The sequence below is a fragment of the Halalkalibacterium halodurans genome, assembly GCF_005671335.1.
Classification (GTDB): domain Bacteria; phylum Bacillota; class Bacilli; order Bacillales; family Bacillaceae_D; genus Halalkalibacterium; species Halalkalibacterium halodurans.
Genome location: NZ_CP040441.1, coordinates 2,943,764 through 2,969,089, shown reverse-complemented (window position 1 = coordinate 2,969,089; position 25,326 = coordinate 2,943,764). Strand labels below are relative to the sequence as shown.

At 43.0% G+C, this 25,326-nt stretch carries 27 protein-coding genes, 10 tRNA genes and 1 riboswitch; of the genes, 25 read left to right on the top strand and 12 right to left on the bottom strand.

The window, feature by feature from the left end:
* Positions 1-42: 42 nt before the first annotated feature.
* Positions 43-732, bottom strand: a complete 690-nt coding sequence (locus FED51_RS14445) for a BMQ_0737 family morphogenetic spore coat protein (RefSeq protein WP_010898985.1) — start codon at positions 730-732, stop codon at positions 43-45.
* 602 nt (positions 733-1,334) lie between these two features.
* Here FED51_RS14445 and FED51_RS14440 point away from each other — a divergent pair.
* On the top strand, positions 1,335-2,036 hold the full coding sequence (locus FED51_RS14440; protein WP_134229390.1) for a hypothetical protein: 702 nt from the start codon (positions 1,335-1,337) through the stop codon (positions 2,034-2,036).
* A 28-nt stretch (positions 2,037-2,064) separates the two neighbouring features.
* Here FED51_RS14440 and FED51_RS14435 read toward each other — a convergent pair whose 3' ends face one another.
* Both FED51_RS14435 and FED51_RS14430 read right to left on the bottom strand, forming a co-directional pair.
* Positions 2,065-2,712 (bottom strand): HD domain-containing protein, encoded by a 648-nt coding sequence (locus FED51_RS14435; protein WP_010898983.1) that lies wholly within the window; start codon positions 2,710-2,712, stop codon positions 2,065-2,067.
* Positions 2,709-5,051: an ATP-dependent helicase gene (locus tag FED51_RS14430; RefSeq protein ID WP_138090643.1), complete on the bottom strand. Its 2,343-nt coding sequence runs from the start codon at positions 5,049-5,051 to the stop codon at positions 2,709-2,711. The genes FED51_RS14435 and FED51_RS14430 overlap by 4 nt, the downstream gene beginning before the upstream one ends.
* A gap of 109 nt (positions 5,052-5,160) precedes the next feature.
* On the opposite strand from FED51_RS14430, the gene FED51_RS14425 reads away from it, so the two are divergent.
* The gene (locus FED51_RS14425; RefSeq protein WP_134229388.1) at positions 5,161-5,346 is read left to right on the top strand and encodes a hypothetical protein; all 186 of its coding nucleotides are present in this window, start codon (positions 5,161-5,163) and stop codon (positions 5,344-5,346) included.
* Positions 5,347-5,387: 41 nt separating this feature from the next.
* On the opposite strand, the gene FED51_RS14420 is transcribed toward FED51_RS14425, so the two are convergent.
* A tRNA-Gln gene (locus FED51_RS14420) sits at positions 5,388-5,459 on the bottom strand.
* Positions 5,460-5,574: 115 nt separating this feature from the next.
* On the opposite strand from FED51_RS14420, the gene comGA reads away from it, so the two are divergent.
* Positions 5,575-6,621, top strand: a complete 1,047-nt coding sequence (comGA, locus tag FED51_RS14415; protein ID WP_010898980.1) for a competence type IV pilus ATPase ComGA — start codon at positions 5,575-5,577, stop codon at positions 6,619-6,621.
* Positions 6,611-7,648 (top strand): competence type IV pilus assembly protein ComGB, encoded by a 1,038-nt coding sequence (gene comGB, locus FED51_RS14410; RefSeq protein ID WP_053430698.1) that lies wholly within the window; start codon positions 6,611-6,613, stop codon positions 7,646-7,648. Before comGA ends, comGB begins: the two co-directional genes overlap by 11 nt.
* 33 nt (positions 7,649-7,681) lie before the next feature.
* Here comGB and FED51_RS14405 read toward each other — a convergent pair whose 3' ends face one another.
* Positions 7,682-8,155, bottom strand: coding sequence for a glutathione peroxidase (locus FED51_RS14405; RefSeq protein WP_010898978.1), 474 nt, complete (start codon positions 8,153-8,155; stop codon positions 7,682-7,684).
* A gap of 154 nt (positions 8,156-8,309) precedes the next feature.
* On the opposite strand from FED51_RS14405, the gene FED51_RS14400 reads away from it, so the two are divergent.
* From FED51_RS14400 to FED51_RS14360, 9 genes are all read left to right on the top strand, one after another.
* A tRNA-Ala gene (locus FED51_RS14400) sits at positions 8,310-8,385 on the top strand.
* A gap of 17 nt (positions 8,386-8,402) precedes the next feature.
* Positions 8,403-8,495: transfer RNA gene (locus FED51_RS14395), tRNA-Ser, on the top strand.
* A gap of 171 nt (positions 8,496-8,666) precedes the next feature.
* A tRNA-Met gene (locus FED51_RS14390) sits at positions 8,667-8,743 on the top strand.
* Between the two features lie 5 nt (positions 8,744-8,748).
* A tRNA-Tyr gene (locus FED51_RS14385) sits at positions 8,749-8,833 on the top strand.
* A gap of 12 nt (positions 8,834-8,845) precedes the next feature.
* Positions 8,846-8,921, top strand: a tRNA-His gene (locus FED51_RS14380).
* Between the two features lie 15 nt (positions 8,922-8,936).
* A tRNA-Gln gene (locus FED51_RS14375) sits at positions 8,937-9,011 on the top strand.
* A gap of 4 nt (positions 9,012-9,015) precedes the next feature.
* Positions 9,016-9,090, top strand: a tRNA-Gly gene (locus FED51_RS14370).
* A gap of 1 nt (position 9,091) precedes the next feature.
* Positions 9,092-9,168 (top strand) — tRNA-Arg (locus FED51_RS14365).
* Between the two features lie 185 nt (positions 9,169-9,353).
* Positions 9,354-9,424 (top strand) — tRNA-Gly (locus FED51_RS14360).
* Between the two features lie 41 nt (positions 9,425-9,465).
* Here FED51_RS14360 and yidD read toward each other — a convergent pair.
* Positions 9,466-9,693 (bottom strand): membrane protein insertion efficiency factor YidD, encoded by a 228-nt coding sequence (yidD, locus tag FED51_RS14355; protein ID WP_010898977.1) that lies wholly within the window; start codon positions 9,691-9,693, stop codon positions 9,466-9,468.
* A gap of 206 nt (positions 9,694-9,899) precedes the next feature.
* Here yidD and comGC point away from each other — a divergent pair, with 206 nt between their 5' ends.
* From comGC to FED51_RS14320, 7 genes are all read left to right on the top strand, one after another.
* Complete coding sequence (gene comGC, locus FED51_RS14350) at positions 9,900-10,208, top strand: competence type IV pilus major pilin ComGC (protein WP_053430699.1); 309 nt, start codon at positions 9,900-9,902, stop codon at positions 10,206-10,208.
* Complete coding sequence (gene comGD / locus FED51_RS14345) at positions 10,201-10,644, top strand: competence type IV pilus minor pilin ComGD (protein ID WP_053430700.1); 444 nt, start codon at positions 10,201-10,203, stop codon at positions 10,642-10,644. The genes comGC and comGD overlap by 8 nt, the downstream gene beginning before the upstream one ends.
* Positions 10,631-10,957, top strand: coding sequence for a type II secretion system protein (locus FED51_RS14340; protein ID WP_010898973.1), 327 nt, complete (start codon positions 10,631-10,633; stop codon positions 10,955-10,957). Before comGD ends, FED51_RS14340 begins: the two co-directional genes overlap by 14 nt.
* Before the next feature lie 19 nt (positions 10,958-10,976).
* Positions 10,977-11,387 (top strand): competence type IV pilus minor pilin ComGF, encoded by a 411-nt coding sequence (locus tag FED51_RS14335; protein ID WP_233422119.1) that lies wholly within the window; start codon positions 10,977-10,979, stop codon positions 11,385-11,387.
* Positions 11,384-11,767, top strand: coding sequence for a competence type IV pilus minor pilin ComGG (gene comGG, locus FED51_RS14330; protein ID WP_010898971.1), 384 nt, complete (start codon positions 11,384-11,386; stop codon positions 11,765-11,767). Before FED51_RS14335 ends, comGG begins: the two co-directional genes overlap by 4 nt.
* Positions 11,768-11,840: 73 nt before the next feature.
* On the top strand, positions 11,841-12,047 hold the full coding sequence (locus tag FED51_RS14325; protein ID WP_053430702.1) for a YqzE family protein: 207 nt from the start codon (positions 11,841-11,843) through the stop codon (positions 12,045-12,047).
* A 151-nt stretch (positions 12,048-12,198) separates the two neighbouring features.
* A complete protein-coding gene (locus FED51_RS14320; protein ID WP_010898969.1) occupies positions 12,199-12,444 on the top strand; it encodes a DUF2626 domain-containing protein in 246 nt (81 codons plus the stop codon).
* A gap of 82 nt (positions 12,445-12,526) precedes the next feature.
* On the opposite strand, the gene FED51_RS14315 is transcribed toward FED51_RS14320, so the two are convergent.
* The gene (locus FED51_RS14315) at positions 12,527-13,162 is read right to left on the bottom strand and encodes an MBL fold metallo-hydrolase (RefSeq protein WP_138090641.1); all 636 of its coding nucleotides are present in this window, start codon (positions 13,160-13,162) and stop codon (positions 12,527-12,529) included.
* Positions 13,163-13,426: 264 nt separating this feature from the next.
* Here FED51_RS14315 and FED51_RS14310 point away from each other — a divergent pair, with 264 nt between their 5' ends.
* Complete coding sequence (locus FED51_RS14310; protein WP_010898967.1) at positions 13,427-13,615, top strand: DUF2759 domain-containing protein; 189 nt, start codon at positions 13,427-13,429, stop codon at positions 13,613-13,615.
* A 116-nt stretch (positions 13,616-13,731) separates the two neighbouring features.
* Here FED51_RS14310 and FED51_RS14305 read toward each other — a convergent pair whose 3' ends face one another.
* From FED51_RS14305 to FED51_RS14295, 3 genes are all read right to left on the bottom strand, one after another.
* The gene (locus FED51_RS14305) at positions 13,732-15,300 is read right to left on the bottom strand and encodes an IS1182-like element IS663 family transposase (RefSeq protein ID WP_138090235.1); all 1,569 of its coding nucleotides are present in this window, start codon (positions 15,298-15,300) and stop codon (positions 13,732-13,734) included.
* Between the two features lie 309 nt (positions 15,301-15,609).
* Positions 15,610-16,410, bottom strand: coding sequence for a YqhG family protein (locus FED51_RS14300; protein WP_053430704.1), 801 nt, complete (start codon positions 16,408-16,410; stop codon positions 15,610-15,612).
* A complete protein-coding gene (locus tag FED51_RS14295; RefSeq protein ID WP_053430705.1) occupies positions 16,367-18,067 on the bottom strand; it encodes a DEAD/DEAH box helicase in 1,701 nt (566 codons plus the stop codon). The genes FED51_RS14300 and FED51_RS14295 overlap by 44 nt, the downstream gene beginning before the upstream one ends.
* Before the next feature lie 142 nt (positions 18,068-18,209).
* Positions 18,210-18,303, top strand: a riboswitch (glycine riboswitch).
* Between the two features lie 321 nt (positions 18,304-18,624).
* Between FED51_RS14295 and gcvT the strand changes: the two genes are divergently transcribed.
* The 3 genes from gcvT to gcvPB are packed head-to-tail and all read left to right on the top strand — an operon-like array spanning position 18,625 to position 22,541.
* Positions 18,625-19,722 (top strand): glycine cleavage system aminomethyltransferase GcvT, encoded by a 1,098-nt coding sequence (gcvT, locus tag FED51_RS14290; protein WP_138090639.1) that lies wholly within the window; start codon positions 18,625-18,627, stop codon positions 19,720-19,722.
* Positions 19,723-19,734: 12 nt separating this feature from the next.
* Complete coding sequence (gene gcvPA / locus FED51_RS14285; protein WP_134230194.1) at positions 19,735-21,078, top strand: aminomethyl-transferring glycine dehydrogenase subunit GcvPA; 1,344 nt, start codon at positions 19,735-19,737, stop codon at positions 21,076-21,078.
* Positions 21,075-22,541 carry an aminomethyl-transferring glycine dehydrogenase subunit GcvPB gene (gcvPB, locus tag FED51_RS14280; protein WP_138090637.1) on the top strand — a complete coding sequence of 489 codons (1,467 nt, stop codon included), beginning with the start codon at positions 21,075-21,077 and terminating at the stop codon, positions 22,539-22,541. Before gcvPA ends, gcvPB begins: the two co-directional genes overlap by 4 nt.
* A 121-nt stretch (positions 22,542-22,662) precedes the next feature.
* Here gcvPB and FED51_RS14275 read toward each other — a convergent pair whose 3' ends face one another.
* The gene (locus FED51_RS14275) at positions 22,663-23,037 is read right to left on the bottom strand and encodes a rhodanese-like domain-containing protein (protein WP_041820725.1); all 375 of its coding nucleotides are present in this window, start codon (positions 23,035-23,037) and stop codon (positions 22,663-22,665) included.
* A 160-nt stretch (positions 23,038-23,197) separates the two neighbouring features.
* Here FED51_RS14275 and FED51_RS14270 point away from each other — a divergent pair, with 160 nt between their 5' ends.
* Positions 23,198-24,034 carry a lipoate--protein ligase family protein gene (locus tag FED51_RS14270; RefSeq protein WP_041820722.1) on the top strand — a complete coding sequence of 279 codons (837 nt, stop codon included), beginning with the start codon at positions 23,198-23,200 and terminating at the stop codon, positions 24,032-24,034.
* Positions 24,035-24,058: 24 nt separating this feature from the next.
* Here the strand turns inward: FED51_RS14270 and dat are convergent, their stop codons facing one another.
* Complete coding sequence (gene dat / locus FED51_RS14265; protein WP_010898959.1) at positions 24,059-24,910, bottom strand: D-amino-acid transaminase; 852 nt, start codon at positions 24,908-24,910, stop codon at positions 24,059-24,061.
* Positions 24,911-25,326: the final 416 nt, after the last annotated feature.

Genomic DNA, 25,326 nt, shown 5'->3' with positions numbered 1-25,326 from the left:
GTTTAAAAAAAAGCAGAGCGGTCGGGCCACCCTGCTTTCCACTTATTTCGGAATGCAATGCTTACCGTGTTTACCTGGGAAAATTTCAGGACATTGTGGTGGGAAACGATCTTCTGGACATACGAGATCTGTAATTGGCAATTCTGGACGTGGCTTGCAGTATGCACCTTCCACTTCAAGTTTTACTAATGCTTCCATTTGCACATCTAGGCAAAGGACGATGGAGATGTCGAGCTGTTCAAAGTCATCTGTAAGGATGATTTCAGCATCGGCTTGGAAGTATGTCATATGACAGAAGACATCTGTACCTTCCGGGGCGCAAAGGAAGAACGTTTGCGCTGTGGCAAATGGAATTGGATCAGATGTAAGAAGAAGATTTCCATTCGCATCAAAGATGTTGACAACTAGCAGCCCTTTTAGAAGAACTTTTACTTTCTCTAAATCAACCGTGTCACCATCTGGCATGGTCACTGAAATTTCTTGACGTCCATTTGTTTGTTGAATTTCTTGGCAAATGACCGTCTGATCTTGAAGGACTGCTTGAACAGTAAATCCAGGAAAGTTTGCCAAGAAATCGGCTAATGTTTCTGCTGGAGTTGTTGTATCATCGAAACCAAAGAGTGCGTCAAGTTCTTCATTATCAAAGCTAATGAGCGGTAAATCCACTTGACGTGCAACCCAGTCAAACACTTTTGGCACTCGAATACACAATTTGTGTAAGTCTTTGCCCATCTTAATACCTCCTAAGTTTTTTTACCCTTAACTGTTTAATGTCTTGGGTAATCAGACTACTGTATAGTATGAGTAGGGTGAAAATGTGTTCCTTTCCTAGATATAAAAATGAAAAATAGGCGAGGGCCGATATGCAGTTAGGGAAATGTCCAAACATAAGACAATGTGTGTTCATAAGATATAACGTTCGATTGAAAAGGAGGAGAGGATCAAATGAAAAAGAAAGTGATAAGCAGTTCCTCTAGAACAAGAACACGTGTGAGACCGAACCAGCCACAAATAAAGCCTAATCAAGAGAGTAAAGTGAAATCCTGCTGTGGGGCTAAACGAAGAATGACGGAATAGCCAGTTCACATATAAAACTTAAGGATTTTGAAAACAAGGGATCGCCTTCGGATAAGGTGATCTTTTTTTTCGCTTCTAGAAACGTAACCTTCTATAGCGGATTAAGGGTCTGTATTATTACTTGAAGATAAGCTGATTTTTTCTATTTTTACTAATTAGGTAAGAACAAGTAGCTCTTAATTTTAGAGAGGACAGGTGAATCTCTGGCAGTCATGAATCATATACGTAGAAAGAGATAACTATGAGAGGTGATTCAAGTGTCAATCGAACGGCGGACGCTTTCCTTAGAAAGATTGACTCCTGTTCAATTACAGCAGCGTGTCATTCATGCTGAAGCAGAGCTTGAAAAATACCGAATTCGTGTGAAGAAATACGAAAATGATTATTACTACGGGATGATTGATGAATTAAAACAGGAAAATGAAGCGTTGTCTGCACAGCTGAGCAAATATGAGCGGTTAGAAGAACTAGTAACGGAAATGACAAAAGAACGAGAGAGGTTAAGAGCGACCATTGTTGAACTAGAAGAACAGCTTGAGAATATGCAAGCACGGGAAAAAGTAGCAGAGGTGGAGAGTGTAGAGGAACGAGTAGAAGACGTGCAACAAGAAGCGATTGAAGATGCAGGGCAAGAAGAGAAATCGCACGAAGGAGAAGCAGTGGAGTCTACTGAAGGAGTAAAGGAGCAAAAAGTTGAACCACAGCTTGACAATGAAACAACCTCCACCGAAGAGGTCAAGGTGGAGCACCGTGTAGACGTCAACGAAAAGGAAGGAAAGAAGGCGGCAGAGGAGCAGCTATCACCTACATCCTCAGCTGGAGATTTTTCATTTTTACAACAGCGAAAGCAGGAAAAAAAGCCGTCACGGAAAGTAGAGAACATTCAAATTCCTGAGACAAATGATGCGGAAGTGAATTGGTTTTTACGAAATGTAAAAGATCAACAGAAAAGGAGGTAGTCGCAATGCGGGCTACCTCTATAAACAATTACATATCTCCATTCCATTCCGATAAAAACCTCTCAATAAACTGTTCCATGAACACGTGACGCTCTTTCGCAAGCTGTTTGCCCGTCTCAGTGTTCATTAAATCTTTTAATTTGAATAGCTTTTCGTAAAAATGGTTAATAGCCGTTGATTTACCATGACGGTACTCTTCTACTGTCATCGTTTCACGAATGGGTAACTCTGGGTCGTAAATGGGCTGCCCTTTGTTACCTGAATAGGCAAATGTTCGGGCAATGCCGATGGCGCCAAGGGCATCGAGCCTGTCAGCGTCTTGAACAACCATGGCCTCTCGCGTAGCTAGAGATTGACCGTGTCCACCTTTGAACGAGATCGTATTGATAATGTCCATAGTATGGTCGATTTTTTGGCTAGGTACTCCAGCAGCTTCCATCCAGTCGATTAACTGCTGTTTGGCTGTTTCTGGATCATCGACTAGTTTATCATCGATTAAATCGTGAAAAAGTGCAGCGATTTGAACAACAAATACGTCGACCTTCTCTTGTTCTCCAATGGCCTTCGCCATTAGTGTAACTCGTCGAATGTGATACCAATCATGTCCTGAGTATTCATCCATGAGCTGTTTCTTGACCCATGCTTCAGCAGATTGTAAGATCGCTTGCTCGTTCATTGTTCCACTCCTTTTCTTTGGTGTTGTCTGTGATTGCGTAACATCTCTCGTACAAATCGGGAGCGCTGGGCGTTTTTACTGCGGCGCATCGATGGAACGGAAATGAACAGTTGTTCTTGAGCTCGCGTCATCGCGACATACATCAATCGTCTTTCTTCTTCTAATGGGCGATCGTCTCCTTCTCTCCAGGCATCGAGAGCATAATCATGAGGGAGGCTTCCTTCCACTGCGCTTAATAAATAAACATGCTGAAACTCTAATCCTTTTGCACGATGAATGGTCATGAGCTGAACCGCTTCCTCTTGGGCAGGTGCTTTTTTTAGTTCGTGATGCTTTGCAATCATGTGACTCACATGATCCAAAAAGGTAGGAATGGTTGCAAAGGAGTTAGCCGCAACGATTAAATCCTTCAAATCATCAGACCCCCGATCCATGACATTCCCTTCATTGCCTCGCTTTTTAATAAAGTCTGTCAGCCCCATGTGTTTTTCGATCATGCTAATCGCTTGAGTAGGTGAAAGGTGTGGAAGCTTCTGAAAATAAGGAAGGAGCTTCTTTAGCTTTTTCTGTTGAAACGGCTGTACATTTTTAAGATGAAGGAGGGCGTCGAGTAAAGAGCAATCGTGAAAGATCGTGATCGCCTTTAGTTCTTGAAGCGTGTCTTTTTTTAGAAAAAGAGCCGGTAACAATTCCTCCATCGCCTTCGGATCATCTTGATTCACACTTAAACGTAGATAGGCTAGCACTTTCCGGACGGTGGAGCGTTGGTAGAATGATTCTCCTTCCTGCTCCATTCGGAATGGGACATTCGAAGCGACCAACCGTTCAAACATCGCACGTACACTAACATTTGTACGATATAAAATGGCAAATGCTGAAGGTGAGGTGCCAGAGGCAATCTTCTCCTGAATATCGCTTAAAATCATCGTCGCTTCTTCCTCTTCATCATAAGGGTAAAAAAGCAAAGGCGCCTTTTCTGAATCGTATTGCGCACGCACCGACTTCGCAATCCGCTGTTTGTTATGATGGATCACATTTTGCGCACACATGACAATTGGATGGGAGGAGCGGTAATTGTCTTTAAGGACGATTTGTTTTGCGTGCTCATAGTCTCGTTCAAACGCTTGAATATAAGAAGGGTCACTCCCTCTAAACGAGTAAATGGACTGATCATCATCTCCAACGACGCAAATATTCTTCTCTTTTTGTGTTAACAGTCGGATGAGCTCATACTGAACTTTATTGATGTCTTGATACTCATCGACAAACAGATAACGAAATCGCTCCTGGTACCGCGCTAATAGCTCGTGGTTTTGTGTAAGGGTTTCATATGCGCCGATGAGCATATCATCAAAATCAAACCATTGCTGGCTAATACGTGAATGCTCGTATCCTTCATAGAGGTATAAGCAGTTTTCTTCCCAAGTTGACTTTGGTTGGATGTCACCTGGATGGAGCATATGGTTTTTCCACCAACTAATCTGTGTTAACGCTTGGTCGTAAGCAAATTCTTTCTCATCCAACCCCTTTTTCTGACCATGCTCTCTTAAAAGTTGCATTCGTTGCCAATCCCATTTTAATAATTTATCCATTCGCCACTTCTCAGGAGTTGCATGGGCAGCGATTCGATAAAAAATACTATGGAATGTACCGATAGCTAACCGCTTTAAACGATTGGTAGGGAGAGTAAAATAGGTTGACATCCGTTCTTGCATTTCGCGAGCAGCTTTTTGTGTAAAAGTGACTAGCAGCATACTCAACGGATCGATTTGTTGTTCAGAAATCATATAGGCGGCCCTTGTCGTGAGAACGCGTGTTTTCCCACTTCCTGCACCAGCTATAATAAGCAAAGGACCTTCTGTTGTTGTAATGGCCTGCCATTGGTCGTCATTTAAGAAAATTCCTTGTTCCTTCAAGCGTTCGTCAAAAGGGGAGCGAGATTGGTTTGTGTTCACCTCATTCGGGATAAAAGGAGGGAAGGATGTCATTCGTTCAGGTTCCTTCCACTTTTTTATCATTTCAGTTGAACCGTTTGAAATTTTTTGTTGCTTCGGTAAGCGAAAGCTCCCAACGAATGTTCCAGTTGGCGAAGATGTGTGATTGCTCTTGACCTGTTGCTTTTGTTCTATGTAGTCCACTTCTTTTTGCAGACAGAGCTCGGACGGGTGACGGTGAACAAAGGTAGGCTCATGCTGAATGGTTAAACGTAACCTAACGGGTTTTCCGCAGTGCATACATTTTATTTCTTGTCCAACACTAGCCATATATAGCTTTTGCCAATCTTGTCGGTCACAATGTGCGAGATCGACGTGCTGTCCGTTATGTAAAGCAATACGCATAGTGACCTCCTCTTATCTTAAAAGTTCATCTTTACTATCGTAGCAAATTTTTTAGTGTTTGTGACATGCTAGTGCTTTAGGAAATGAAGAAAAAGGAGGGTGGTAGTGAATGAAAGCCTTGATTGGACTAGGCTTGGTGCTTACGTTAATAGCCGGGTTTTTAATGATTTATGGATGGTATTTGCATAGGCGGCTCTTTTTTGGACCATTTATTGCGTTATTGCTCGGAGTGAACTTTTTGCTCATTTTGAAAGAGCGTGTAGCTGTGCGAAGGATGGCCGGAGATCGATCATAATAAAAAAACGACAGATCGTTGAACGATCGTCGTTTTTTTTACTGGGCTAGCTGGATTCGAACCAGCGCATCACGGAGTCAAAGTCCGTTGCCTTACCGCTTGGCTATAGCCCAATGGGTTACACACTCTAGTATGACTAATTGGTTCAGCTTTATTCAAAAAAATGAAGGATTGTCCTAATTTTTGTCGAATGTAAAACTTTAGATGTAGATGGAAGGAGGTGAACCTTTGACGACCATTCACAACCAGAGTCGAAAGCTCCTACTTCAAGCATTACGTCAAGGGGCAAGTGACATTCATTTGTCAGGAACACGAGAAGACGGGATCATCCAGTTTCGTTTAAACGGTCGGCTCGCCCCGTTTCAAAGGATTCCCCTTCAAACGGCAGAAAGACTCGTCAGCCACTTTAAATTTTCAGCAGGTTTAGATATTGGCGAACGGCGAAAGCCTCAAAGCGGGGCGATGGATCTTATACTAGAACAAAAGATTCCAGTTTCTCTGCGCGTTTCCACTTTACCCACTCCCCTTTTCGAAGCGGTGGCCATTCGACTTCATCCTCAGCAAACCCCTTTTGCCCTTGAGTCAATTCCGTTGATAAAAAGACAAGCTCAACAGCTCATTTCCTTGATGACACGAACGCAAGGGCTCATTCTCCTAACAGGAGCGACAGGCTCAGGGAAGACAACAACACTCTACGCCATGCTCCAGAAGGCACTCCACATGCAAAACCTCCACATTGTCACGATAGAAGATCCGATTGAACAATTAAATCCCGCGTTTACACAGTTTGAAATGAATGAAAAGGCTCAGTTAACCTATGAAGTCGGTCTGAAAGCGGCCTTGCGCCATGATCCCGATGTGATTATGATTGGGGAAATTCGCGATCAGACAACGGCCGTTTATGCTGTTCGTGCCGCTCTAACCGGTCACCTCGTATTGGCAACGATCCATAGTGCCAATGCCAGGGGAACAATCACCAGGTTATGTGAGATGGGGGTTGCGCTTCATGACCTTCGAGAGGTAGTGGTAGCGATCATTGCTCAAGAGCTGATCTCACGAAAATGTCCCCTTTGTCTCTCGAGCGATTGTTCCCCTTATTGCACATGGCTCAACAATCGAAAGCGTGCCGCTATTTTTGACATTCTCGAAGGAAAGGCATTACAAGAAGCATTAACAGCAAACGATTCTTCTTTTGACGGATTAGGAAAAGAACGTAGGTTTGCCATTGCACTAGGCTATATAGAAGAAAAGGAGGCAAAGAATCGTGCCCTTTAAAGGTGCAGAGTGGTCAAAGGAAAAGAAGGCGCGCTACTTAATGCACGTTGGTCAATTGCTTGAACAAGGATACCACCTTTATGAAGCTGTTCAATTTCTCGCAATTCACGCTCCCTCCTCTGCACAAAAGAAAATGAACGCAATGCTAATGGATTTACGATCAGGATACCCGTTGCACAAAGCTCTTGACCATTTGCAGCTTCCGCAAGACGTGCAGCTGCTATTGTATGTCAGTGAACGGAATGGGGATTTGGCCCAAGGGTTTCGGAAATCTGGAGAGCTATTTAAGAAAAGGGAGGAGATGAAGCGAAAGTGGGAAGGCGCGATGCGCTATCCACTTTTATTAATCATCGTAACGCTGCTGCTGATGTTTATCCTTATGTATTTTGTCCTTCCCCACCATGAAACGTTATACCGTTCCCTACAAATCGAATTGCCAGTTATTACGAAGCTTGTAATCGCTTGTAGTGAAAAGCTTCCATGGTTGTTTACTGCCTTTTTCGTTGTGGCGATTTTACTTGTATTGACCTATTTTGTTACGTTTCACCGTTTTCCCCCAACGAAAAAAGTAACAGTGCTTTTACGAATACCAGGTTTGTCACAATGGACGAAGGAAGTGATCACATGTCTATTTTGTTTAACGCTAGGTGGTTTATTAAAAGGAGGACTTTCCATCATGGAGGCGCTTTCAATCTGTAAAGAACAAGATTTCTTTTTGTTCTTTCGAAGTGAGGGCGAGGAAATGATGTTAGAACTGGAGAATGGTGAACGACTTTATGAGTGCTTACGGCGCCGTCCTCATTATTTAAAAGAACTCCCATTTGTTGTGGAGAACGGGGAAAAAACAGGAAATTTAGCAAAGGATCTTTTATATTTTAGCGACTATCAACTAGAAGAGTTTGAGCGGAGAGTGAAAAAATGGCTTGTCGCAATCCAACCAATCGTTTTTAGTATGATTGGAGCGGTCATTCTTGTTCTGTTTTTAGCGATGATGCTTCCAGTTTTCCAAATGATCGGGGCTATATAAACGAAGCGGCCTGAATAAGTTCAGACCGATTTGTTAAAGGAGCTCTTCTATGTCGTCTTTTATTTTTATAGGAGAAGTACTTGGTGCATACCGTTTTACCACATTGCCGGAACGATCAATGAGAAATTTCGTGAAATTCCACTTAATCTTTTCAGTAAACAAGCCTCCTTGCTGACTTGTTAAATATTGAAACAGAGGGTGGGCTTCCTTTCCGTTTACCTTTACTTTTTCAAAAATAGGGAAGCTCACCCCATAATTCCGTTCACAAAAGGCAGCAATTTCGTTATGGTCACCAGGTTCTTGGTTCATAAATTGATTACTAGGAAATCCAAGCACAGTGAATCCTTGATCTTTATACGTTTCATACAAGATTTGTAGCTCTTCATATTGAGGGGTGAGCCCACACTTGCTGGCCGTATTGACGATGAGTAGAACTTGATCCTTATAATCAGAAAGAGCCTTTTCTTCTCCGTTAATAAGTCGTGCGGAAAATTCATGTATGCTCATCACGAGCCTCCTTTTCCTTCTTTTAAAAATAATGTATACTGTACAACAAGGAATTTCAAAGAAAATGAGCCAATAAAATTTTTTTGGAATAACTATTGATTTTTCTAGTGAATGTATGGTATATTATAAACCGTCGCTACGAGATACACATGATGGGGCCTTAGCTCAGCTGGGAGAGCGCCTGCTTTGCACGCAGGAGGTCAGCGGTTCGATCCCGCTAGGCTCCACCATTTAATTGCATGATGTTGGAGGAGTACCCAAGTCTGGCTGAAGGGATCGGTCTTGAAAACCGACAGGCGGGTTAAACCGCGCGGGGGTTCGAATCCCTCCTCCTCCGCCACTTTACAACAACATCCATTTACTTTATAACGACGCGGGGTGGAGCAACGAGCGAAACTTCTGCCGAGAAAGCAACGAGTAACCTCGACGCATGATAGCGTCTGAGAGGAAACGAGAAGAGGAGAGGTCCTGCTTCTTTAGAAAAAAACAACATCCATTTACTTTATAACGACGCGGGGTGGAGCAGTCTGGTAGCTCGTCGGGCTCATAACCCGAAGGTCGGCGGTTCAAATCCGTCCCCCGCAACCAAAGATGGAGGGGTAGCGAAGTGGCTAAACGCGGCGGACTGTAAATCCGCTCCCTCAGGGTTCGGCGGTTCGAATCCGTCCCCCTCCACCATTTATAGTCTTGGCGACTGTGGCGAAGTGGTTAACGCACCGGATTGTGGCTCCGGCACTCGTGGGTTCGATTCCCATCAGTCGCCCCATTTTGCTTTTGATATTGGGCTATAGCCAAGCGGTAAGGCAACGGACTTTGACTCCGTGATGCGCTGGTTCGAATCCAGCTAGCCCAGCCAATAGGCGGAAGTAGTTCAGTGGTAGAACACCACCTTGCCAAGGTGGGGGTCGCGGGTTCGAATCCCGTCTTCCGCTCCAGGCGCCCGTAGCTCAATTGGATAGAGCGTTTGACTACGGATCAAAAGGTTAGGGGTTCGACTCCTCTCGGGCGCGCCATTGAAATGAAAAACCAATCATCAGAAAACAACATAACATGCGGGTGTAGTTTAGTGGTAAAGCCTCAGCCACGAGCAAAACATCTGCCGAGAAAGTAGCGAGTTGCCTTGACGCATCAAGCGACGCAAGCTTGGCGAGAAGAGGAAGAGGCATGAAAAACCAATCATCAGAAAACAACATAACATGCGGGTGTAGTTTAGTGGTAAAACCTCAGCCTTCCAAGCTGATGTCGTGGGTTCGATTCCCATCACCCGCTTTGAAAATAGAAGGCGTCCAAGTTTGTTAATAACAAGGACGCTATTTTTCTTGTTTTTTTTCAGGTACTGGATCAATTCCGCCCCGATGAAAAGGGTGACATTTAGAAATGCGTTTAATTGTTAGCCATCCACCTTTCAATACGCCAAACCGTTGAATCGCTTCAATTCCATAGTGGGAACATGTAGGATAAAAACGGCATGTTGGTGGCGTTAGAGGTGAGATGAATTTTTGATACAATCGAATGCAGCCAATAAAAAAACGTTTCATGTTTATCATCCTTTTTTGCGAATCCATGTAAAAATAATCGAAAATAAAAAAGGAAAGCTGTATCATATTGTCGAAATAGAAGATGACCCTACATGGAAAGGAGGGTATTCTTCTTTATTGACTCCTTCTTTTATCTTCTCTTTCCCTCTCGAGCTTGTCAACTTTATTCCCTTTGTCTTAATTAAATGAACGAAAGGAGCTGAAACATGAAAAAACCGTTCCACCGCCAAGCTGGTTTTACGCTTGTCGAAATGATGATCGTCTTAATGATCATATCTATTTTGCTGCTTGTAGCTCTTCCAAGTATGACGAAAAACAATGAGGTGGCTGGGGATAAAGGTTGTGAAGCCACCGTTAAGTTATTACAAACACAAGTTCACGCTTATGAAATTGACCATGATCGACTTCCTACCAATTTGGATGCATTAAAACGAGAAGGATATGTAGAGCATACTGAATGCCCCAATGGGAAAAAGCTAACACTTCGAAATGGAGTCGTGGCTATTAGTGAGTAGATCTAACGGTTTTACCCTCATGGAAACCCTCATCGTGCTCTTCATCTTTTCCATTCTCATCAGCCTTCCACTTGCTTTCCTACCTAGCCAATCAAAGCATCAGCAATCTGAGCATGCTGCCCGTCTATTTAACGAAGATCTTTTGTTCGCACAGCACCTAGCAATGACCGAAGGAATGAGAATCAAGGTTGAGATCGATCATCACAATGAACGATACACATTGGTTAGTGACTCGAGTCGTTCCTATCTAAGTCGAGCATTTCCAATGGAAGGGATGTATTTTGAAGAAGGAACATTAGGGGGAAATCGCCCGATTGAATTTCTTCCAAATGGCCATCCCCGTTTTGCAGGTTCTATCTCTTTATACGCAGGGGATCGTCAATATCGATACACGATTATGATTGGTAAAGGAAAGGTGAAATATGAACGATTGTAAAGGGTATACACTTATAGAAGTGTTGGTTGCCCTTGTTTGTTTATCGATTATGACGGCTGCTTTATTCCCTGCTTTTGTTTGGTTTATGAACGAGTCAGCAGATGTTAAACGGGTAAAGGTTGCTCAATTTTTGTTGGAGGATGCCTACCATGAATATTTATCTATCCATGAACTGCGTACAGAAACGATCGTTGGAGAAACAGTGTACCAGTTTAATCTCAAGGAAAGTGAGCTTGGGGCTGTTCAATTATGCATCCATTGGGTAAATCGGAAAGGGCAAGCGTATGAGACGTGTCGGCTTGCAAAATTGTAAGGGATTCACGTTGATCGAAGTGTTACTCACGTTAGCCTTGATCATGATACTATTAACAGTCATTCCTCTGTTTTTACCCCTCCTTTCCCTTCCTTCATCCTCCACCATCTCAACGAACGAGACAATCGTTTTTTTTAACCAACTAGCGGCAGAAGCACGTCAGTCCGTTCGGATCGAATTTGATTCACCATCTCGTCGTCTCCTTTTGTACCAGCCGTCAGGTGATATCATTAGTTTTGAACTGATAACGGACGAGCGGATTCGTCGTCAGGTTAATCGCCAAGGACAAATCATTGTACTGTACCACGTTGTTGATTTTTATTGTGAGTCAACCGCTGAAATATGGCGCTGTGCTATTTATGATCAGACGGGACGGGTAGGGGAACGACCATTACCAACGTTTGAGCAGTTAGCAGGTGTTAAAAAGTGAAAAAACTTCATAATCAAAACGGGTTTGCCTTACCGCTCATGTTATGCCTCTTGATGCTTTTGGCTGCAGCTTCTCTCTATTGGTGTGAATCTTTGTTAATGGAAAAAAGGATCGTTCAGCAACAGGAATACGTCATGCAATTAGATTCGCTCATTCAAGTCGGAATGAAAACACTTTTAACAGAGGAGAACGGTGGCTTGGAAAATGCAGTGCTACGATTTGGTCAAGATGTTGTTGCGTATCAGGTCCGTTCGTCAACGGATACAACAGCAACCATACAAATAACAGCAGAGCTTGGATCAGGTCAGCGTAAGTCAGTCGTTGTGTCAATCGATTTAGCTAAAGGAACTCTCCGGGACTATCGGGAAGTGAATCCATAACAAAGGTTAAATTTTTTGAATGCGGGAATAATGATTGTGAGAGACGGCTTTGCTGAGAGAAAGGAGCTTACTTATGTCTTTTCAGGATTTAGTAAAGTTTATTACCCAGCAGCTCGTGATGAGGATGCATGAATCAAAAGAGGAGCGTAAGGCAAAGCAGTTGGAAAAAAAGGAATACAGGCCACCATTGTCTCATCATGCTTTTGGAAGCATCCCTGTGGCCATGTCGATTGCTTGGAAAAACTCAAAGATTCGTGCCAAACTTCAGCGTTCAAAATAGCCTTAAGGAGAGGACACAGTTTTGACAAGGAAAGTGGCATTTACATTTGATCCTTGTTTCCGATATAATAGACCTGTACTCTATTGTGTAAATGCTTAACTATGCGTAGGGAATGGAATCGACAGCTTTTGATGTGAAGGAGGGAGACGACATGGAGCGAATGTATCGTGTCATGGCATTTTGGACAGGAATAATGGCTGTCTTATTTTACGTTGGTGACATGTATAATGTGGCTCTGCTATTCTTTGCCAAAACAGGTGCCTTTATTGCGTTAAGTTACCTTAACTTATCGGAACGGGTATACATGTACATCTTTGGTGCATACTTAACGGTTTTCTTTATCGGGTTTACGTACTATTCGACTTTCTTGCTCGTACCGAGCTTCGGGGGTCATTAAAAGAGTGTGAGGTTATTCCGAAGCAATGGAATAACCTCTTTCTTTTTGCATCAGGGAACTCGTAACGATAGGATCTACATATTTAAAAGCCTGATAAAAATGGATTGCCGTCCATCTCGTGGCCGATCGTTGTCGTTGGACCGTGGCCTGAAGCGACGGTCGTATCTTCAGGTAACTCAAGAAGCTTGTCATGGATGCTGTCTAATAAGAGTTGATGATCCCCGCCAGGTAAATCGGTTCGTCCGATGCTGCCTGCAAAGAGGGCGTCACCAGAAAACACGATTTTATCTTCTTTTGCATAATACGAAAGGCTCCCTGGGGAATGTCCAGGTGTTTCCAACACTTGATAGGAAAATGAACCAATCGATAAATCTTGTTCTCCGGTTATGAGGTGTTCTGCTTCTCGAGCTTTAATTGATGAACCAGGAATAAACAGACTAGAGCCATTTCGTTGAGGATCTATGAGCCACTCTTTTTCATTTTCATGTATGTAAACTGGGATATGAAATGTATTACGCACGTCCTCCACTGCTCCGATGTGATCAAAATGGGCATGGGTTAATAAAATGGCGAGCGGGGTAATTTGTCTTTCCCGTAACCAAGTGATTAATTTTTCACCTTCACCGCCCGGATCAAAAATAATTCCTTCTCCTTGATCGTTTGTATGAATGTAGCAATTGGTTTGTAGTGGACCTAACGGTAGCTGAAACCAACTCATCGTATCGCCTCCAAAAGATTTACGTATGTCTGTATTGTACCTTGGTTTCCCCTCTTTTTTCAAAAGAGAGAGGGCTAGAGGAACTCGACAAATGAGAAGAAAACGTTTAAAATGGACAATGTATGCGAAAGCTATAAGTGCAGCTTGGGATTGTTTACAGCTCTGTCATAATTTCAAGCTGTTAATGGATCGAAAGATGTTTATAATAATGATGAACTTATTGTTTCCATCGGTCATTTTTACATACGAAAAGGGGGAGACACCATGTTTGTAGCGGTTACAATGTTGCTCGTAGCCATTCTTTGTGGGCTAGCCGTTGTTCGTGAATTGCGTCGGAAAAACCTTTTTGCTGTTGGGTTTGCCGCAATCTCAATGGCGGTATTTGGTTGGTTTTCGATCGCAACCATCGTCACCTACATTTCAAGCGGAGGAACTCAAGGGATTCCAATGTAATGGTCAGAAAGAGGCTGGGACAAATCTAACTAAGAAGTAATTGTAGAAAGGGTCCGATCATCAAAATAAGATGTTTGGACCCTTTTTAGTTGTATTTTTGGTCATCTGTTGTCCTATTAACTGCTCATGGCGGTGTACTTTCTCAAGTTCACCGCCATGAATGCAAAACCTAATTCATTTTTTACCTTCTCTTTTCCTCTCACTGACATACGAGTGAAACCCAAATTAGCCTTCAAAAATCCGAAGACTGGTTCCACATCAATCTTACGTTTACCGTAGATTTCGCCCGTTTTCTCTTCTGAAAGCTTTTGTCTGATGGATTCCTTTTGCTGTTCCCATTTTTCATTGTAGTGTATTTTTCGATTATGGCCTTCTTTAGCCTTGGTGCATTGGGAACGGAATGGGCAACCTGAACAATCCTCACACTCGTAGACTTTAAATGCTCGTGTAAAACCACTTTTATCTTTCCGATTCGATAGGTAACGGAACGTCAACTTTTGCCCGTTTGGACATGTAAAAGAATCTGTTTCCTCGTCATATTCCCAATTGGCAGAGTGAAAGTCGTTATTTTTATATCTTTTTTTCTTCTCCTTACGGTACATATTATACGTGATAAGTGGAGTGCACTCCCGATTCATTACATCTTCATAATTCTGTTCACTACCATACCCTGCATCAGCGACAATGTACTGGGGCAGCTTAAAGAAGTGTTCCTCAATCTTATCCAGAAAAGGAATAAGCGTGCGTGTATCTGTTGGATTTGCGAAGACATCAAATGCAAGCGTATATTGCCCTTCTGTCGCAATTTGCACATTATATCCTGCTTTTAGCTGGCCGTTCTTCATGTAATCATCTTTCATTCGCATAAAAGTGGCATCCGGATCCGTCTTGGAATAACTGTTACGCTCTCCGAATATGGACATGTCGTTTTGGTATTTTTGTTTGCGGGCCAAAAAATCTTTGAACTGTTTGAGGTACTGTTTCGATCTTTTGCGTTCCGAACGTAGTTGTTTACGTTCCTCTACTTCTGCACTTTCTTTAATTTTTTTATCAAATTCCTCCACTTTCTCGTCAAGCTTTTGCACGACCTCGTGGAGTTCTTTAGGAGATAGTTCTTCCTGATCTTCCCGTTCTATTACCGGAATAATTTCCTTTTCCAGCAATTCATCATACATTTGATTGGATTTCTCCACCAAAGCTGCACTGTATTTTTCCGTCGCTTTGCGCCAAACAAACGTAAATTTATTGGCGTTCGCTTCGATCTTCGTCCCGTCAATAAAGATAGCTTCTTCCTCTATCAATTTTTCCTGCACAAGCTGGCAACGAAATTGGACGAAGCACTGACGTAGTAGTTCTTTTACGTCTTCGTGGACACGAAAGCGATTGATGGTACGGTAACTCGGTTCGTATCCTTGAGCCAGCCACATCATACGAATACTATCCTTGAGTAATGCTTCCATTTTTCTTCCGGAGAAAACAGATTGTGTGTAAGCACATAAAATCACTTTCATCATCATTCGTGGATGGTAAGCAGGGCTGCCCGTTTCACGCAAAAAACTGGCGAAGGCTTCATCAGGAATCTGTTCCACGAGGTCATTTACAGTGTAGGCAATATCCTTTTCCTGAAGCTTTACTTCTAAATCTAACGGCAAAATCACTTGATCCATGTTATAATATTTAAACATAAGGACACCCCCGGTAAGTTATTGTGTGGTTACTTTAATTTTACCAGAAGGTGTCCTTTAGGTTTCAACAAATTAGTTGATTGTAGCGAAAGGAGCGAGACGCCTTCGGGAAAAGCATTCGGCGAAGATCCCGCAGGGCGGTTTTCCCGAGGAAGCTGAGGCAATGCCCGAGGCAAGCGAGCATCCTGTAGCGAAAATCAACAACAAAGTTTAGCAGAGCATAAAAAGGAAAGAGAGACACCCACCCAAACTTATTGGGATGAGTGCCTCTCTATTTTTTATTTACCGGGTTTTGTCCCAGCCTCTTTCCTATGGTGTAAACACTTGTTGATGTAGATAAAAGAGGCCGCCATTTACGACATCAATGACAATTCGTGGTTCATACAGTCCACGAAGAGAGGCTTTTTCTACTTCATAGCTTTCTGGTTTTTCGTCCACATGTTCATAAAACTGCTCAAGAAGGTGTAAGTCCTCTTGCCAACGTCTATTGGCTTGCTCAGCCCATTCACTTCCCTCATTCCGTGCATAGGTTTCGATCATTTTTTCCAAGCGGATAAACCCGCTTTGTGGTGTAATAAGAGGAGACAAGGTAAAACAATAATCCGGCGTTTTATAGGAAAAGGATGTGGACTCTAGCTTTGGAAAAAAAGATTGAACGATCTGACCATGGATTAAATTTAAGCCAAGGGAAAGAAAAACGTCTTTTTTTCGATCACATTGATACGAAATCTTTGCATTTATACAAAGCCATGGGTGGAGAGGAACAGAACGTTGCCCCGTTGTTGGAACGTTCTCATATAGGTGTAGAAACCCTCCTAATTCCCTTGTTGATTGAAAGATTTGATGCAATCGGGGAGCGCCAAAATGAATCGCCTCCCCTTTCAGGTCGTTTGGCGCTTTTTCCGGATCGGTGACGAGGGTCATTTGCATCGGTTGTGGGATTCCTCCCGTTTTCTCTAGATAGTGCCAGTAGAAAGGCCGATTCATTAACCGCTTATCCATATCAATCGACAATTGAGCGGTGAGATGGTAGGGACTTGAGTCGATAAGTGGACTGTCATTTGCTTCAAAGTAACGCGTCAGAAACTGATGCAGTTGCTCCTGTTGCATGATCCTCCTCCTTTTCATTGGCGACGTCATTCATGATCGCTGATAAATGGTCTAGCTTTATTTTCATCTCACCTTCTGAATCAGAATGGACAAAGATGTCACGAATATGCTCCTCGATCGAACCCACGTTCATTTTGGTTAAAATGTCGTCTAATTCCCCAACGACACGCTCAAACAACTGAATCTTTTCATAGAGTAGCGTTAAGATTTGTTCTTCAATCGTATCCTTTACAGCAAAATTGTAAATACGGACATCCTCTGTCTGACCGAGACGATGAATCCGGCCAATCCGTTGCTCAATTCTCATCGGATTCCATGGTAAATCATAGTTAATGATGTGATGGCAAAACTGCAAATTAATCCCTTCTCCTCCGGCCTCTGTTGCAATTAACACTTGCGCGCGGTTTTCAAAGAGTTGGCGCATCCAGTCTTTTTTCCCTCGTTTAAATCCACCGCGAAACGGTACAGAAGAAATACCGTGCTGCTTTAAATACCATTGGAGGTAGAGCTGAGTTGCCCTGTATTCTGTAAAAATAATGACTTTGTCATTAATTTGTTGAATGAGCTCAAGTGCTTTCTCTGCTTTTGCATGTCCTTCAATCGTTCCTACTTGTTCGATCAGCGACTCAAGGATCGGGCTTGTTCGGCCTTCTTGCTCTAATTTTGTAATCATATTTTTCAAGGTCATGAATGCTGCTTCTCGACTACTGCAAATCTCTCGTTGTAACGTTAACAGAGAAAAGGAATTCGTCATGACGTCTGGCTGCTGTTTGAGCTTAGTAATCGCGTGATAAAAGGCCCGCTCTCCTTCACTAAACGTAATTGGTACCGTCTGAACAATCCGCTTTGTCCATTCGATTCCTGTTTCTTCTCGGCGATTTCGAACCATCACTTTATTGACAAGCTCTTTTAGTTTGTCTTCGTTTTTCGGTGCACGCTTGTTGGCGCGATACTCCTTTTCAAAGCTTTCCAAATCTCCCAAATGTCCTGGTTTTAGCAAGGAGACAAGGTTGAAAATTTCCTCTAATTTGTTTTGTACAGGAGTGGCGGTTAATAGCAAGCAATATTTTCGCTTCAATGATTTGATAAAGGCGTAATTTTTCGTTTTTGGATTTTTAAGCTTGTGTGCCTCATCGATGATCACGAGATCATAGTGCTGATTTAACACGATGTCTCGATGAGGCTGCCTTTTAGCTGTATCAATCGAGGCAACGACCACATCATATTGCTCCCAGACATAGGCTTTTTTTTGCGGAATAGCTGGGATGTAGAACTTGCTAGACAGTTCATACGCCCATTGGGAGACAAGAGAGGCTGGAACGAGAATTAGCACCTTTTTTGCTAAGCCGCGAATCATATATTCTTTCAAAATGAGACCTGCCTCAATCGTTTTTCCGAGACCGACTTCATCCGCTAAGATTGCTTTCCCATTCATTTGCTCAATGACCGTCTGTGCGACCTCAATTTGATGTGGAAATGGTTGAAGCTGAGGAAGGTGCTTTGGTGCTTGAAGACCATGAAATTCTGGGATCACTTGATAGTTGGCTGCCTCATAGGCAAGCTTGCCCATTTCCCAATTAGACCAAGGGCCACCATCTTCGAGACGTTTCAGAAATTCCTCCTTCCAGTCCGTTGAATATTGGATTTGGATATCCATTGGCTTTCATCCTTTCCACAAAAAGAGTTGCGCAAGCGAAATCTACTTGGTAGGATAAACGTATGTAATACATGAAACACATTACTATGTATATAGTATGGACAACTTTTCTGTTTTCATGAAACAGATTGATAAAAAGCGGATGAAAGCAAGGGGAGAGACTGCAAGGATGCAGCGCCGAAGGAGCAAACACAATTAGGTGTGAATCTCTCAGGCAAAAAGACTCTTGCTCGACGCAGCTCTGGAGAGCGTCTAACACTAGACCACCTACGAAGACATTTCCTTTTTACGATAAGGGGAAAGAAACTTTCTGGTAACCGGACAGAGCTTTACACAACTTACTGTGTAAAGCTCTGTCCTTTTTTGGTTATATGTAAAAAATTGACTAATTTTTAGATTGGAAGGGGAGCGTTTTTCTTTTGGTTCACCGGCTCGCGTAAAAACGAGATTTTAATAAGTTGTCTGAATGTTTAACGTTCTTTTTTCATTCTGACAGCGGAGAGAATGCTGAAAGGTGATGTAAACGATTAAGACGATCAACTTTAGGAGGGAAGGGTATGACAGAATTAAAGAAAACACCATTATTTGATCTTTACGAACAGTATGGCGGTAAGGTCATTGACTTTGGCGGCTGGGCTTTACCAGTTCAGTTTTCAAGCATCAAAGAAGAGCATGAAGCAGTTCGAACAAAAGCAGGACTGTTTGACGTATCTCATATGGGTGAAGTAGAGGTGACAGGTGCCCAGGCTCTTAACTACTTGCAGCGCTTAGTAACAAACGATGTGTCAAAAATCAAAGACGGTCAGGCACAATATACAGCGATGTGTTATGAAAATGGAGGAACTGTCGATGACTTGCTCATTTATCGGCGGAGCGAAGATCAGTACCTTCTTGTTATAAACGCGGCCAACATTGACAAAGACATAGCATGGATGGAGAAGCATGCAATCGACGGCGTTTCGATTACCAACGTATCAAATCAAACGGCACAGCTTGCTCTACAAGGGCCGGTTGCTGAGAATGTATTGCAAACACTCACCGAAGAACCTCTAGCAGACATTAAATTTTTTCGATTTGTCGATGGCGTCAACATTGCAGGTGTGAATGTTCTTCTTTCGCGAACTGGCTATACAGGTGAGGATGGTTTTGAACTTTATTGCTTAGCTGAAGATGCGCCTGTCCTATGGAAAAAACTAATTGAAGCAGGGAAAGAACATGGGGTCGTTCCTTGTGGCCTGGGAGCGAGAGATACCCTTCGTTTTGAAGCCAAACTACCTTTATACGGCCAGGAGTTGACGAAAGATATTTCGCCAATTGAAGCGGGTATTGGTTTTGCAGTTAAAGTCGATAAAGAAGATTTTATCGGAAAAGAGATCCTAAAAAAACAAAAGGAGCAAGGGGCTCCCCGGAAACTCGTTGGACTTGAAATGGTTGATAAAGGAATCCCGCGTACGGGCTATGAGGTTTATGTGGATAATCAGAAGATTGGCTTTGTGACAACAGGCACACAATCACCAACGTTGAAAAAAAATGTGGGGCTGGCCTTGCTGCAAGCTGAGCATAGTGAGCTAGGTACTGAAGTCATCGTTCACGTACGCAAGAGACAGTTAAAAGCAAAGGTTGTCGCCACCCCATTTTATAAAAGAGGAAACTAAGGAGGAACATCGATGAATCATCGTTACTTACCAATGACAACGGACGATCGACAGGAAATGCTACAGGCAATCGGTGTCGACTCAATTGAGGAACTGTTTTCCGATATCCCGCAAGATATTCGCTTCAAAGGGAAGCTGAACATTCCGAACGCGTTAAAAGAGCCAGAGCTCATTCGTTATTTTCAGCAGTTAGCAAATGAAAATGTACACTTAAAAGATAAAGCCTCTTTTTTAGGTGCCGGAGTGTATGACCATTACATCCCATCAATTGTCGACCATGTCATCTCACGCTCTGAATTTTATACGGCATATACTCCATACCAGCCGGAAATTTCCCAAGGGGAGTTACAAGCCATCTTTGAATTTCAAACGATGATTTGTGAATTAACCGGAATGGAAGTGGCTAACTCATCCATGTATGACGGACCGACAGCATTGGCAGAAGCAGCAATGATGAGCTGTGGACATACGAAAAAGAAAAAAATTCTTGTTTCCAAAGCTGTCCATCCAGAGGCGCGCGATGTATTAAAGACGAATGCTTATGGACAACGTCTAGAAGTAGTTGAGATCGACACGAACGATGGTGTAACGGATGTAGAGCATTTAAAAGCGTTGTATGATGAGGAAACCGCTTGTGTGATCGTGCAACACCCGAACTTTTTCGGCCGACTTGAACCATTAGCGGAAATTGAATCAGTTAGTCATCAAGGGAAGGCGACGTTTGTCGTTTCAAGTAATCCTCTTGCTCTTGGGTTATTGAAGCCACCAGGGGCCTTCGGAGCTGATGTGGTCGTTGGAGATGCTCAACCGTTTGGAATTCCAACACAATATGGCGGCCCTCACTGCGGATATTTTGCCACTACGAAAAAGTTGATGAGAAAAGTACCTGGACGGCTCGTTGGGCAAACGACCGATGATCAGGGACAGCGAGGCTTCGTGCTTACTCTACAAGCGAGAGAGCAGCATATTCGGCGTGAAAAAGCGACATCTAATATTTGTTCGAACCAAGCCCTTAATGCCCTAGCCGCTGCGGTTGCTATGGCCACAATCGGTAAACGTGGCGTCAAGGAAATGGCCTTACAAAACGTACAAAAAGCGGCATACGCTAAATCCCAGCTTAAGGCCAATGGTGTAGAAATCGTTGCAGAAGGACCTTGCTTTAATGAATTTATCATTAAGTTAAGCAGTCCGCTTCATGAAGTGGAGGAAGCGTTGCTTGCCAAAGGATTCATTGCAGGGTACGACCTGGGGAAAGTGTATCCAGAGCTTGAGGGACATATGCTCGTCGCTGTGACAGAGGTAAGGACAAAAGAGGAGATAGATCAATTTGCAAAAGAAGTGGGGATGTTCGCATGATGAATAAAGACCAAGCGCTTATTTTTGAGTTGAGCAAGCCGGGACGAGTCGGACACAGCTTACCAGAACTTGATGTCCAAGAACAACCTGTGGAAACTCTCATCCCTGCTGAATTTTTACGCGAAGAAGCACCAGAGCTACCTGAAGTATCAGAACTGCAATTAATGCGTCATTACACAGCCCTCTCGAAGCGAAATCATGGAGTCGATTCGGGATTTTATCCACTTGGCTCTTGTACGATGAAATACAACCCGAAGATCAACGAGGATGTGGCTCGTTATCCTGGATTTGCTAACATCCATCCTTACCAGCCTGAAGCACAAGTTCAAGGCGCGTTGCGGTTAATGTATGAACTGCAAACGGCTTTAGCTGAAATTACAGGAATGGATGAAGTCACCCTTCAACCGGCAGCGGGTGCCCAAGGGGAATGGACGGGTTTAATGTTAATTCGCGCGTATCATGAAGCGAATGGAGATACAAATCGTACAAAGGTCATTGTCCCTGATTCAGCCCATGGAACAAACCCTGCATCGGCAACGGTGGCAGGCTTTGAATCGGTAACGGTTCGTACCGACGAGGATGGATTAGTCGATCTTGATCATTTGCGAGAAGTGGTTGGTGAAGATACAGCTGCTTTGATGTTAACAAACCCTAACACACTTGGACTATTTGAAGCTCATATCGTGGAGATGGCTGCGATTATTCATGAAGCGGGAGGAAAGCTTTACTACGATGGAGCCAATTCAAATGCGATTTTAGGAATTGCTCGCCCTGGGGATATGGGCTTTGATGTTGTCCATTTAAATTTGCACAAAACGTTTACAGGTCCTCATGGTGGGGGTGGACCAGGCTCTGGCCCAGTTGGCGTGAAAAAGGAGCTCATTCCATATTTACCGAAGCCAGTTGTGGTTAAGGATGGAGACTCCTACCGATTGGACTATGATCGACCGCACTCGATTGGCCGTGTGAAGCCGTACTACGGCAACTTTGGCATCAACGTTCGCGCCTACACGTACATTCGAACGATGGGACCAGAGGGACTTCGGACTGTCTCAGAGTATGCTGTATTGAACGCAAACTATATGATGAGAAGACTTGCACCTTATTTCGATCTGCCGTACGATCAGCACTGCAAGCATGAATTTGTCTTATCGGGAAGACAACAAAAGAAGCTTGGTGTTCGAACGCTGGATATTGCAAAACGTCTGCTTGATTTTGGCTATCATCCACCAACGATTTACTTCCCGTTAAATGTGGAAGAATGTTTGATGATAGAGCCGACGGAAACAGAATCAAAAGAAACCCTCGATGAATTTATTGAGGCGATGATCCAAATTGCCAAAGAAGCAGAGGAGACGCCAGAAGTCGTGCAAGAAGCCCCACATCATACGGTCATCGGCCGCCTTGATGAGACGACTGCTGCACGAAAACCAATTTTACGCTATGAAAAGATAACACAATAAATGGGAAAAGACGAGGATGATCTACCTCGTCTTTTTTGCAATGGGAGCATTTCAGATTTATATCTGCTGCTAAATGGCCAATTTTGCAAGACGGTTGAGATGACCTCAACCGTTTTTGTCATTACTTTTTTTTGATTTTTCCTGTCCATTTACGGAAGCCACCTTTTAAGTGGTTTACATCTTCCACACCGTGCTTCTTCTTTAAAATGGCTGCTGCTTGACGGCTACGCGCCCCACTTTGGCAATATAAATATACAGGTTGATCTGTCCGAACTTCCTTTAATCGTTGTTTTAGTTGGGATAGTGGAATATTTCGGGCACCTAAAATGTGGCCTGAATCGTATTCCCGTGGTTCTCTCACATCAATTAGTTGAGCTTTTCGATACCCTTGAATAAATTCTTCTTGCGTTAATGTCTTTAAATACTTTGGCGTATAAAGCCGCTTGAATAATACGTATACGAGAAGTGCTAAAAGTACTAGCCAAACATAAACCATCAATCCACTGACACCCCTTGTCCTTCGGTTACATTCCACCATTGATTATAATCATGTTTCACAAAAATCGCAATCATTCCATAGCGGAAAACAAGTTTCTTGGCGGGAGTGTGGCAAGTTTGTTAAACTTATTACGGTCGAGATTACATAGAAAGAAGCGATGATAATGGAAACATGGCGTTTTATCGACTCAGGAGATCGTGATCCCGCATATAACATGGCGCTTGACGAAGCGCTATTGAATTGGCATAGTGAAGGTCTTATTCCTCCAACGATTCGGTTTTACGGGTGGAATCCACCAACTTTATCGATTGGCTATTTTCAAAAAGTGCAGAAAGAAATTAACATGGAGATGGTAGAAAAACATCAGTTAGGGTTTGTGAGAAGACCAACTGGAGGTCGAGGAGTGCTCCACGACAAGGAATTAACCTATAGCGTGATCGTGACAGAGGAGCATCCAGACATGCCGGCTTCAGTTACAGAGGCTTATCGCATTATCTCCCAAGGAATTTTAGAAGGATTCCGTGATCTAGGATTAGACGCGTATTTTGCCGTTCCAAAGACAGAGGAAGAAAAAAATGCCCTTAAAAACCCTCGCTCGGCTGTTTGTTTTGATGCACCGTCTTGGTATGAGCTCGTCGTGGAAGGACGAAAGGTGGCCGGCAGTGCACAGACACGGCAAAAGGGTGTTATTCTACAGCACGGGTCAATCGTGTTGGATATAGATGAGGATAAGCTGTTTGATTTATTTAACTATCCGAGTGAACGTGTGCGAGAACGGATGCAGAGGAACTTTAAAAACAAAGCGGTTCCGATTAATGAGCTACGAGATGTGCCTTTATCCATGGAAGAAGTGAAAAAAGCATTTAAAGATGGTTTTGAAAAAGGGCTGTCGATTAAGCTTGAGCCGTATACACTAACTGACGCAGAAGAGGCTGAAGTGAAACAAATTGCGAAAGAGCGCTATGAAACAGATGAGTGGAACTTTCGAAAATAATAAAGAAGCAGTGACCTTATGGGGTCACTGCTTCATCGCTGTTTGAGAGTGTTTGGCAATTTCTTCTGCAAATGCCTGTTGCAACATTTTCGTGACAGGTCCAACAGGAAAATGTGCCGTTTCATCACCGATGACTTCGGTTACTGGTGTGATTTCATGGATCGTGCTCGTAATGAACGCTTCATCAGCATCCTTTATCACTTCTTTAGGGAACGGCTCTTCCACGACGGTATACCCTTTTGCTTTGGCTAGCCGGATGGTGATTTGTCGTGTAATCCCGTTCAAGATGAGATTTGTTGCTGGATGTGTGTAGAGTGTTTCATTTTTAATAAGGAACACATTCGATGACGAGCCTTCAGTCACTGTTCCGTCACGGTGGAGGAGCGCTTCGTCGCATTGATGATCGGTTGCTTCACGCTTGGCCAAGACATTTCCTAATAAGTTAATGGTTTTAATGTCGCAACGAAGCCAGCGAATATCATCGGTCAAATAAAGACGAACGGATTCCCTCTTTTCATCAGGTAATGGTTTTGAAAAACCGGTAAGGACGGGTGTTTCATTACGCGTGTACAAATGGTTTCGCGGACTGATCCCCCGGGTCATCTGAAAGTAGACCATTCCATGCTCCAGCTTGTTTTTTTCAATAAGTTGCTGAACAAGCTCCCCTAGTTTGTCTGTGGAATAGAGCATAGGTAGATCAAGTTTTTCGGCACTTTCTTTAAAGCGAGTTAAATGATCAGATAAGGCAAAAGCTTTCCCGTGGTATACGTGGACCACTTCGTAAATACCGTCACCAAAATGATAGCCTCTATCCTCTGGATCAATTTTTAGTTGCTCACGTGGAACAAGCTGGTCTTGGTAAAGGCAATAATCCATTGAAATCCCTCCGTCAAATCATTTCCATTTGATTGCAACATTGAATCGGGAAATTGTCAAATAAAAAAAGCAAAAAATGAAAACTACACATTTGTCCGTAAGCATGGTGGCTAGGAAAAAAGCAATAGAGAAAATTGTTCAAAAAAGCGAATGAGTAATAACGAATGACGAATTTCCTCGCTTTTTCTTCCGCAAATGCGCCATTTTATATTTGACAAAATCATTGTCATTTGACCAATAATCAATATATAGTATTATTTTTTAATAATCGGATACTATATATTGAATTTCACTTGGTTAGTATGGTAAGCTAAGGCAAGCACAATCGACGCTTCGTTTCGATTGGACAAAACATGTAATTTAGCGTAATGATTCGCTTTTTTATACATATTCACAATCTTTAAGGAGGAGAACGT

Coding starts and splice junctions, on each gene's coding strand:
- FED51_RS14445 (WP_010898985.1), bottom strand. CDS start 732: ATGGGCAAAGACTTACACAAATTGTGTATTCGAGTGCCAAAAGTGTTT.
- FED51_RS14435 (WP_010898983.1), bottom strand. CDS start 2,712: ATGAACGAGCAAGCGATCTTACAATCTGCTGAAGCATGGGTCAAGAAA.
- FED51_RS14430 (WP_138090643.1), bottom strand. CDS start 5,051: ATGCGTATTGCTTTACATAACGGACAGCACGTCGATCTCGCACATTGT.
- FED51_RS14425 (WP_134229388.1), top strand. CDS start 5,161: ATGAAAGCCTTGATTGGACTAGGCTTGGTGCTTACGTTAATAGCCGGG.
- FED51_RS14405 (WP_010898978.1), bottom strand. CDS start 8,155: ATGAGCATACATGAATTTTCCGCACGACTTATTAACGGAGAAGAAAAG.
- yidD (WP_010898977.1), bottom strand. CDS start 9,693: ATGAAACGTTTTTTTATTGGCTGCATTCGATTGTATCAAAAATTCATC.
- comGC (WP_053430699.1), top strand. CDS start 9,900: ATGAAAAAACCGTTCCACCGCCAAGCTGGTTTTACGCTTGTCGAAATG.
- FED51_RS14340 (WP_010898973.1), top strand. CDS start 10,631: ATGAACGATTGTAAAGGGTATACACTTATAGAAGTGTTGGTTGCCCTT.
- FED51_RS14325 (WP_053430702.1), top strand. CDS start 11,841: ATGTCTTTTCAGGATTTAGTAAAGTTTATTACCCAGCAGCTCGTGATG.
- FED51_RS14320 (WP_010898969.1), top strand. CDS start 12,199: ATGGAGCGAATGTATCGTGTCATGGCATTTTGGACAGGAATAATGGCT.
- FED51_RS14315 (WP_138090641.1), bottom strand. CDS start 13,162: ATGAGTTGGTTTCAGCTACCGTTAGGTCCACTACAAACCAATTGCTAC.
- FED51_RS14310 (WP_010898967.1), top strand. CDS start 13,427: ATGTTTGTAGCGGTTACAATGTTGCTCGTAGCCATTCTTTGTGGGCTA.
- FED51_RS14305 (WP_138090235.1), bottom strand. CDS start 15,300: ATGTTTAAATATTATAACATGGATCAAGTGATTTTGCCGTTAGATTTA.
- FED51_RS14300 (WP_053430704.1), bottom strand. CDS start 16,410: ATGCAACAGGAGCAACTGCATCAGTTTCTGACGCGTTACTTTGAAGCA.
- FED51_RS14295 (WP_053430705.1), bottom strand. CDS start 18,067: ATGGATATCCAAATCCAATATTCAACGGACTGGAAGGAGGAATTTCTG.
- gcvT (WP_138090639.1), top strand. CDS start 18,625: ATGACAGAATTAAAGAAAACACCATTATTTGATCTTTACGAACAGTAT.
- gcvPA (WP_134230194.1), top strand. CDS start 19,735: ATGAATCATCGTTACTTACCAATGACAACGGACGATCGACAGGAAATG.
- gcvPB (WP_138090637.1), top strand. CDS start 21,075: ATGATGAATAAAGACCAAGCGCTTATTTTTGAGTTGAGCAAGCCGGGA.
- FED51_RS14275 (WP_041820725.1), bottom strand. CDS start 23,037: ATGGTTTATGTTTGGCTAGTACTTTTAGCACTTCTCGTATACGTATTA.
- FED51_RS14270 (WP_041820722.1), top strand. CDS start 23,198: ATGATAATGGAAACATGGCGTTTTATCGACTCAGGAGATCGTGATCCC.
- dat (WP_010898959.1), bottom strand. CDS start 24,910: ATGGATTATTGCCTTTACCAAGACCAGCTTGTTCCACGTGAGCAACTA.